Here is a 7,484-nt window from a genome sequence, read left to right on the forward strand (position 1 = left end):
CCGATCTCGGACGCCGGGACCGAGAGCGGCTGGAGATGGGCTTCTGTCGAGGGCGCAAACGCTCCCTGCTCACAAGAAGCGGCCGGGCTTGCGGCAAGGACGGCGGCGCCAAGGGCAGTGGCCAGGGACAAAAGAGAGGTCATGGACCGGGTACTTTCGACAAGGAACACGAACGCCAGCCGAATGCATCTGCGGGCTGCAAGCATATGTACGCTCACTCTCTTAAGATGCCGTTAAAGGACTTCGCTTTTCAGGCTGGATCCGAGTGATCGCCATGCGCAGCTTTCTGGAGAGCACGCTGGCCGTGGCCTTGCCAAAGAACTCAGCAGCCTTGCCACCCTCAACTCTTAGCCTTCGGATTGTTCAGGCGCGTCCCCGAGAAATAGTCAATAATTTCTCACCTGTACTCTACCAACGCCGCGGTTATCACCACAGTTGCGGATCAGGGATCCATTCTAAGGATTGTTGATATATAGCGGGCAATCATCCCTTATCGACAGCAATTGCTGGGGGTCGTCAGCAGCTCGCCTTGCGTCCCAAAAGGCTGCTCTCGAACGGCTTTGGGCTACAGGAGTGCTGCGCTGACAAGAGACACAGGCCTCCTATCTGCCCCCCCCTGCCCTTATCAAAAACAGCACCAATCAGTGACATCTGGCTTTGAAACTGCTCACAAACGACCGTTTCCTCATATCATTCATTTTTGTTTTCCTCTCGAAGACTTGCCCCAGCGGCGGTTAAGAAGACAGACGGAATGAGTTGAGGCCGCCCTACCCGTCGCCGGGGTCAGGTCAGCGTTTATTCCGGCAACTCAATGCCGGACATGTATTCAGGAGGCGCTGCCAGGGGCCGCCAATTCAGGTAGAGAACCAAGACCGCCGCGATCGCCTGCCACAAGCAGTGAAATAGTGGAGAAACCAGAAACAGCGTGTAGATCAGGCGGAAGGTCGGTTTGAGCCCAAAGCCGCCTTTCGACCCTCCTTGATCCCCTAAGAGGGTCGGCGTATCTGCGGCAGTGTCCAATAGGAGATTGATGCACAGAGGCTCCGATTGAACCGCGCGTAGCGGCATCGTCCGGCACATGAAGTGCCGGCCCTTTTTGCATGATTTCTATGGAGTTCTCATGGAGAACCAAGACGTAGTCCTCCGCCCGTTTGACGCGGCGAGGGACACCGAAAAACTGTCAGCCATCTGGCTTGAAGCATCCCTGAAAGCGCATCCGTTTATCGGTGAATTCAGACTTTTGGAGCAGCGCCAGCTGATCGAAGAAGAATATCTTCCAAAAGCAGAAACGTGGGTTGCATGTCATTCGGGTGAGGCTGTCGGCTTCATCAGCCTGCTGGGCAGCTTTGTCGGCGGGATATTCATCGCCCCAACGCACCAAGGCCGGGGTGTCGGCCGCACACTGATCGCGCATGCTCTTGAACTGAAGGGCGAGCTTTCGCTGGAGGTCTATACGGAAAACGAACAGGCTGTCCGCTTCTATGCGTCGCTTGGCTTTAAGGAGTTGTCACGGCGCGATGTGGATGATTTCGGCTATCCCTACCAGAACGCAGCTCTGCATTTGAAAGCCTGAGCCGAAGACCGGGCGAGACCTGTCTCGTCCGGTCACACCCGCAGCTTCAGTTTTCGGAACGAGCGGCTGCGTGGTCCAGCATAACTTCCACGCCTAGTCCGGTGGAGTGCCAAGGCTATCTCCGTGCGCTATTCACGAGGTATGTAAAGCGCGCCCCCTTCGCGGAACAGTTCGGCCATGCGATCCATGCCCTGCTGCTTTTCCGCCTCGGCCCTGATGTCGTGCGAAATGCGCATCGAGCAGAATTTCGGCCCGCACATCGAACAGAAATGCGCCAGCTTATGCGCCTCCTTGGGCATGGTTTCGTCATGCATGGCGCGGGCGGTGTCGGGGTCCAAGCCAAGGTTGAACTGATCTTCCCAGCGGAAATCGAACCGGGCGCGGGACAGCGCGTCATCGCGGCGCTGCGCACCCGGGTGGCCCTTGGCAAGGTTCGCCGCATGTGCCGCCAGCTTGTAGGTGATGACGCCGGTCTTCACGTCATTGCGGTCGGGCAGGCCCAGATGTTCCTTGGGCGTGACATAGCACAACATTGCCGTGCCGAACCAACCGATCATCGCGGCCCCAATGGCCGATGTGATGTGATCATAGCCTGGCGCAATATCGGTCGTCAGCGGCCCAAGCGTATAGAACGGCGCTTCGTGGCAATGTTCCAGCTGCTTGTCCATGTTCGCCTTGATCTTGTGCATCGGCACATGGCCCGGCCCTTCGATCATCACCTGGCAATCCTTGGCCCAGGCGATCTTGGTCAGCTCGCCCAGGGTCTCAAGCTCGGCGAACTGCGCTTGGTCATTGGCATCGGCAATCGATCCGGGGCGCAAGCCGTCGCCCAGGCTGAAGCTGACGTCATAGGCTCGCATGATGTCGCAGATTTCGTCGAACCGTTCGTAAAGAAAGCTTTCGCGGTGGTGATGCAGACACCATTTCGCCATGATCGAGCCGCCGCGCGACACGATTCCTGTCACCCGCTGCGCCGTCATCGGGATCATGTGCAGCCGCACGCCTGCGTGGATGGTGAAATAATCCACGCCCTGTTCCGCCTGTTCGACCAGCGTGTCGCGGAAGATCTGCCAGGTCAGATCCTCGGCAATGCCGCCGACCTTTTCCAGCGCCTGATACAGCGGCACGGTCCCGATCGGCACGGGCGAGTTGCGGATGATCCAGTCGCGGATATTGTGGATGTTGCGCCCGGTAGATAGGTCCATGACCGTATCTGCGCCCCAGCGGATGGCCCAGACCATCTTGTCCACCTCTTCCTCCATCGACGAGGTAACGGCGGAATTTCCAATATTGGCGTTAATCTTGACCAGGAAATTGCGTCCGATGACCATCGGCTCAAGCTCGCGATGGTTGATATTGGCCGGAATGATGGCCCGGCCCGCCGCGATTTCCGCGCGGACGAATTCCGGCGTGACCAGATCGGGGATCATGGCCCCGAAATCCTCGCCATCGCAGGCGGCGGCCGTTACGCGCCCCTCATTCTCGCGGATCGCGGCGAATTCCATTTCGGGCGTCACGATGCCCGCGCGCGCATAGGCAAGCTGCGTGATCGCGCCAGTGCCGTTCGCACCCGGCGTCGCGCGCAATGGCTTCATGGCGCGCGGAAATGCCGGGGTCAGGCGTTCCCCCGTGGCAAAACCGTTATCGGCCAAAGTGACCGCTCGCCCGGCATAAGCAACGGCATCGCCACGCATCCGCTGCCAATCGCCTCGCATGGCGGGCAATCCGCAGGCAATGTCGATGTCGGCATCAGGGTCGGTATACGGGCCGGAACTGTCATAGACCGTCAACGCGGGTTCGCCCCCGCTCAGCTCGATGCGCCGCATCGGCACGCGGATGTCGTGCAGGGTGCCGGTGATGTAAACCTTGCTGGATGCGGGCAGTGCGCCCGTGGTGATTGCGGGCTGCGGCTGGTCTTTCATGTCTTCCTCTCCATTCGCGCGACCAAGGCGAGGATGGCAAGGAAGCGCAGGCCATATGACCGCGCGAACGGGGCCAAGCGGCCCGAAAGGACCGCCCAGAATGCAACTGGGGGAATTGCCCTTCGGTCTTCCTACGCCAGCATCAACTGGGTCAGGTTCAAAGGGTCGCTTCACCGGGGTTGCCCCCACTCAGCCTCTCAGTCCCCTAGGCGGGACTCCCCTGACGTGCGGGCAAGCTGCACTGAGGTGCTGCATGTGTCAAGCAGTGAGAGGTTTGACTGTCCGCTTCGTCCGCATAGCAGACATCCTGCCGAAAATAGTATGCCGTGCAAATAGCCTGGAGCGACCCGCTGAGCGCCGTGTCACGGGCAGGCATCCGCCACACTCGCTTGTTCGGATTGCCGGACCACGGGCCTGTCTCGGAGGCCCGTGGCCATAACACGAGCGTCAGCTCATGCGATCAACGACAAGGCCCGCAGTCTCCGCATCGGCAAACCGGTCGCGCTGATGGTCACGATAAAGCGCTTTGCCCAACGAGACGCACATCGCAACCATCACGAACGCGAAGGGCAGCGCTCCGATGATCATGGCGTTCTGCAGCACGATCAGCCCCCCGCCTCCTGCAATGATCAGGGCACCGATGACCAGTGTCAGCAGGACACCCCAGACGATACGGTGGCGCACGTCGGTTTCTTCCTCACCGCCTGCCATGATTGTGTTGATGACAAGGAGGCCCGAGTCAGCCGAGGTGACGAGGAAAGTCAGGATCAGCGCCACGCACATGATCGCAACAATGCCATAGACCTGTTCGCCCACGATGAACTGCAGCGTCGCGAACAGCATGTTGGTGGTGGACGCATCGATGATGGCACCTTGGGCGACGCCCGACAGCTCCAGATCGATTGCCGTGCCGCCGAGCATGGCCATCCAGGCAAAGCAGACCAGCGACGGTGCGATGACGGCCCCAACCACGAATTCGCGCACCGTCCGGCCCCGCGAGATGCGGGCGAGGAAGAGACCCACGAAGGGAGAAAAGGCAATCCACCACGCCCAGTAGAAGGTGGTGGAGCCGGCCTGCCAATCGCCGAGGGCCGTGCCGGTCGAGTAGGCTTCGAACGAGAGGCCCGGGAAGTGCAGAATGTAGTCCACCAGTGCCGAACCATAGGTCGACAGCGAGAACAGAACCGAGCCGAAGACCACGAACACCAGAAGCAGCATGGTGGACAAGACGAGGTTCAGGTTTGACAGGTGTTTGACCCCCCGCCCGACACCAGACACTGCCGAGAGGGTCGACATCGCCATCACGACGATCAAAGCCGCGATCAGCCCGACGCTGGAGGGCGCGGGAGGGCCGCCGTCCTGACCAGGTTGCAGGAGCCATTCCATCCCTGTGATGGAATAGAACCCCTCGACCAGCTGGCTTATCCCGAAGCCGATGGTAACGGCCACGCCGAGGATGGTGGCCACGACGCCAAGGATGTCGACCAGGTGGCCGAGGGGGCCGTTCATGTGCCGACCGAACAGCGGTGTCAGAGCTGTGCGGATCGTCAGGGGCATGTCGCGTGTATAAGCGTAGTAGGCGAGGCTCAGACCGGTCAGGACATAGATGCCCCAGGCGTGGATGCCGTAATGCATGAAGGTGTATCGATAAGCCGACGTCACCGCATCGGCCGAATGGGCTAAGGTCCCGCCGGTAATGATGTCGGGATTGTTGCCCCAGTTTCCAATCGGCTCAGCCGTGGCATAGACCATCAGGCCCACGCCGAGGCCGGCGCCGAACATCATGGCGAACCATGAGAAGGTGCTGAACTCCGGCTTTTCATCTTCCTTTCCCAGCCTGCGCCGTCCGGAAGAAGGAACAACCGCCACGATTAACAGGAACCACGCGAATAGTCCTACAGCAAGAATGTAGAACATGTTGAACACGCCGAGGATTTCAGTGTTGAGCAGCGACAGGATCGCCTCGGCGCTGCCGGGTCGGAGCAAGGCCCAGACGGTCAGCAGGGCGAAGGTGATCTTGGAGGCCAGGGTGATGGGAAGGGAATATCCTTGATAGAAGCCGGCGTCGGCTGTCCGGATGTCAATGTCGGTAAAAGGAGGGTTGATGTCATTCATAAGCTGTTCCGTTCTGAACCTTTCATGATCAGGAGGCGCGGTGTTTCGAACACATGGCAAGGCGGTGGGATGATGCTCTCTGAGAGGCCTGTGAAAGGAGCCGCGAAAAGCGACCGACAGGCCTATGGGACCGACCAGCGGGTCGGCACGCGCAGCGGATGGACGGGATGTTTCCAGCGCAAGCATTTGGCAACGATGCAACGGCATCGTTCTTGCTGAGGTCATCGAGCATGGGGGGCGTTATAGCGGGCAGGAGCAGAGACGCAACCTTGGCGGGTTTGCCTGTCTGCTGGCTGAAGCCGGGGGCAGCACCGGTAAAGGTGAACTCCCCGTCCTGATAGCCGTTGTCTCGCTAGACGCGGTTCAAGGAAGTCGCTCCTGTAGAACCCCAATGTTACCTGACCAAGGAGAGCAGCATGCCCCCCGCCCTTCACCAGAGCCGTCTTGTCGCTTGCGCCGTCGCAGCAGGCGTCATCCTTTCCGTGACGGGCCCGACCATGGCGCAAGACGGCCCTCCTAATGAAGTCGCGGGCCACGTCACCAATGCCTTCATGCCGGGGTTCCCGGAAGAACATGACGGCCTGGTGCGCTCCTCCATCCAGAGCCGCCCGCAGGAAGGCAGGATCATGGCGACCTATGGCACGCCCGAGGACGACCGGAGTGTGCAGGTGCTGCTTTATCCGCTGGATAAGCGCGGCATCGAGGGAAATATCGAACGTGCAGCCTCATACATGGCCGGCGGAGAGATACCTGTCACCCGCGAAACCGTTCAAAGCCCGGGCGGTTCGGAGATGGAATGCATGACTTCCCGGGTGGGCGAGCTTGGCTACACGTTCTGTGTCGCCGAGGTCCGCGGACGCGCGCTTAATGTGCAGGTGGGCGAGGTTGTGGCCGCGGATGCCAGCGAGCTGCCAATCGAGGTGGTGCAGCGGTCGCGCGATCTGGCCGGGGACTTTGTTGACTCGATCGAGGCCGCTCCGGACAGCTGACTGGCGCAGCGATGAACTAAAAAGGCAGAGAGCAAACTTGCCGACTCCGGCTGGTTACTCTCTGCACTTCCGCAAGTGGCGCCTCCCTTCACCACCTGCGAATACCGTTTCCTGTTCAGTTCTCCTCGGAGGCCGCTTTCTTTCGACGCATGCCATAGAGCGCGCCCATGCCACCCAGCAGCAGGAAGCCTGCCGCCGGAAGCGGAACAGGCGCCGGAGGCGGGATGTCAGCGGTCGTGTAGGTGATGCTCGCTATTCCGGCGCCGGTTCCTGACACCCCTTGGAGAAGGAAGCTCAGGATGGGAAGATTGTCAGGTCCGTTGACAGCCGGGTTCACCGGTATGGAGTTCGGGAACGATCTTGAGAGCGAATAAACCGCGTCCCCAGTCTCGTCGTAGCTCGTGAGATTGACCGGGAATGTCCCGGCCGAGCGACCGAAGGTGACGTCGGTGACGGGGGCAGCGAATGAGAAACGAAGTGTCTCGTTGATGTTCAGCTGCTGGTAAAGCTGCACCGCCTGACCAGGCCGGGCGACGCCAAGGGCATTGGCTCCGATGAAGATGTCCCCGCCTGTGCTGCTGATTGTCAGAAAACCATCAGCCGTGGTCCATTCAGTTCCCTGGGACCCGTATAGCGGGGCAAGCGCAGTGCTGTTGAACACATGCGTGACCGTGGCGGCTATCGCAGAAAAGGGCATGGCCGCAAATGCGGCAAATGCCGCAACCTTCAACATTATACTCATTATCCGATCCTCCTTCCGGATGATAACTGGGGTGCCGTGTTTTGCCTGATGATACCCTCTGTCCCGTGCCTCACATTCGAAATGATGAAAGATTCTCTCGTAAAATCAATGTTTTTATTTAGTCGGCTCTGAACAACCTTATC

At 59.9% G+C, this 7,484-nt stretch carries 7 protein-coding genes and 1 riboswitch; of the genes, 3 read left to right on the top strand and 4 right to left on the bottom strand.

Annotated elements, in window-relative coordinates:
• Positions 1-269, top strand: a 269-nt coding sequence (locus CK944_RS23825) for a hypothetical protein (RefSeq protein ID WP_205049131.1), incomplete at its 5' end; no start/stop codon positions are given.
• 526 nt (positions 270-795) lie between these two features.
• Here CK944_RS23825 and CK944_RS20870 read toward each other — a convergent pair.
• Positions 796-1,068 (bottom strand): hypothetical protein, encoded by a 273-nt coding sequence (locus tag CK944_RS20870; RefSeq protein ID WP_158248104.1) that lies wholly within the window; start codon positions 1,066-1,068, stop codon positions 796-798.
• A 52-nt stretch (positions 1,069-1,120) separates the two neighbouring features.
• On the opposite strand from CK944_RS20870, the gene CK944_RS20875 reads away from it, so the two are divergent.
• Positions 1,121-1,573 carry a GNAT family N-acetyltransferase gene (locus CK944_RS20875; RefSeq protein ID WP_103174985.1) on the top strand — a complete coding sequence of 151 codons (453 nt, stop codon included), beginning with the start codon at positions 1,121-1,123 and terminating at the stop codon, positions 1,571-1,573.
• A 128-nt stretch (positions 1,574-1,701) separates the two neighbouring features.
• Here CK944_RS20875 and thiC read toward each other — a convergent pair whose 3' ends face one another.
• Together thiC and CK944_RS20885 are read right to left on the bottom strand one after the other, a co-directional pair.
• Positions 1,702-3,495, bottom strand: a complete 1,794-nt coding sequence (gene thiC, locus CK944_RS20880) for a phosphomethylpyrimidine synthase ThiC (RefSeq protein ID WP_103174986.1) — start codon at positions 3,493-3,495, stop codon at positions 1,702-1,704.
• 111 nt (positions 3,496-3,606) lie between these two features.
• Positions 3,607-3,727: riboswitch (TPP riboswitch) on the bottom strand.
• A gap of 215 nt (positions 3,728-3,942) precedes the next feature.
• Positions 3,943-5,610, bottom strand: a complete 1,668-nt coding sequence (locus tag CK944_RS20885; protein ID WP_103174987.1) for a BCCT family transporter — start codon at positions 5,608-5,610, stop codon at positions 3,943-3,945.
• 416 nt (positions 5,611-6,026) lie between these two features.
• On the opposite strand from CK944_RS20885, the gene CK944_RS20890 reads away from it, so the two are divergent.
• The gene (locus CK944_RS20890; RefSeq protein WP_103174988.1) at positions 6,027-6,599 is read left to right on the top strand and encodes a hypothetical protein; all 573 of its coding nucleotides are present in this window, start codon (positions 6,027-6,029) and stop codon (positions 6,597-6,599) included.
• A gap of 115 nt (positions 6,600-6,714) precedes the next feature.
• Here CK944_RS20890 and CK944_RS20895 read toward each other — a convergent pair whose 3' ends face one another.
• Positions 6,715-7,341, bottom strand: coding sequence for a VPLPA-CTERM sorting domain-containing protein (locus CK944_RS20895; RefSeq protein WP_103174989.1), 627 nt, complete (start codon positions 7,339-7,341; stop codon positions 6,715-6,717).
• Positions 7,342-7,484: the final 143 nt, after the last annotated feature.

Source organism: Paracoccus sp. SY (assembly GCF_002901215.1).
GTDB lineage: Bacteria > Pseudomonadota > Alphaproteobacteria > Rhodobacterales > Rhodobacteraceae > Paracoccus > Paracoccus acridae.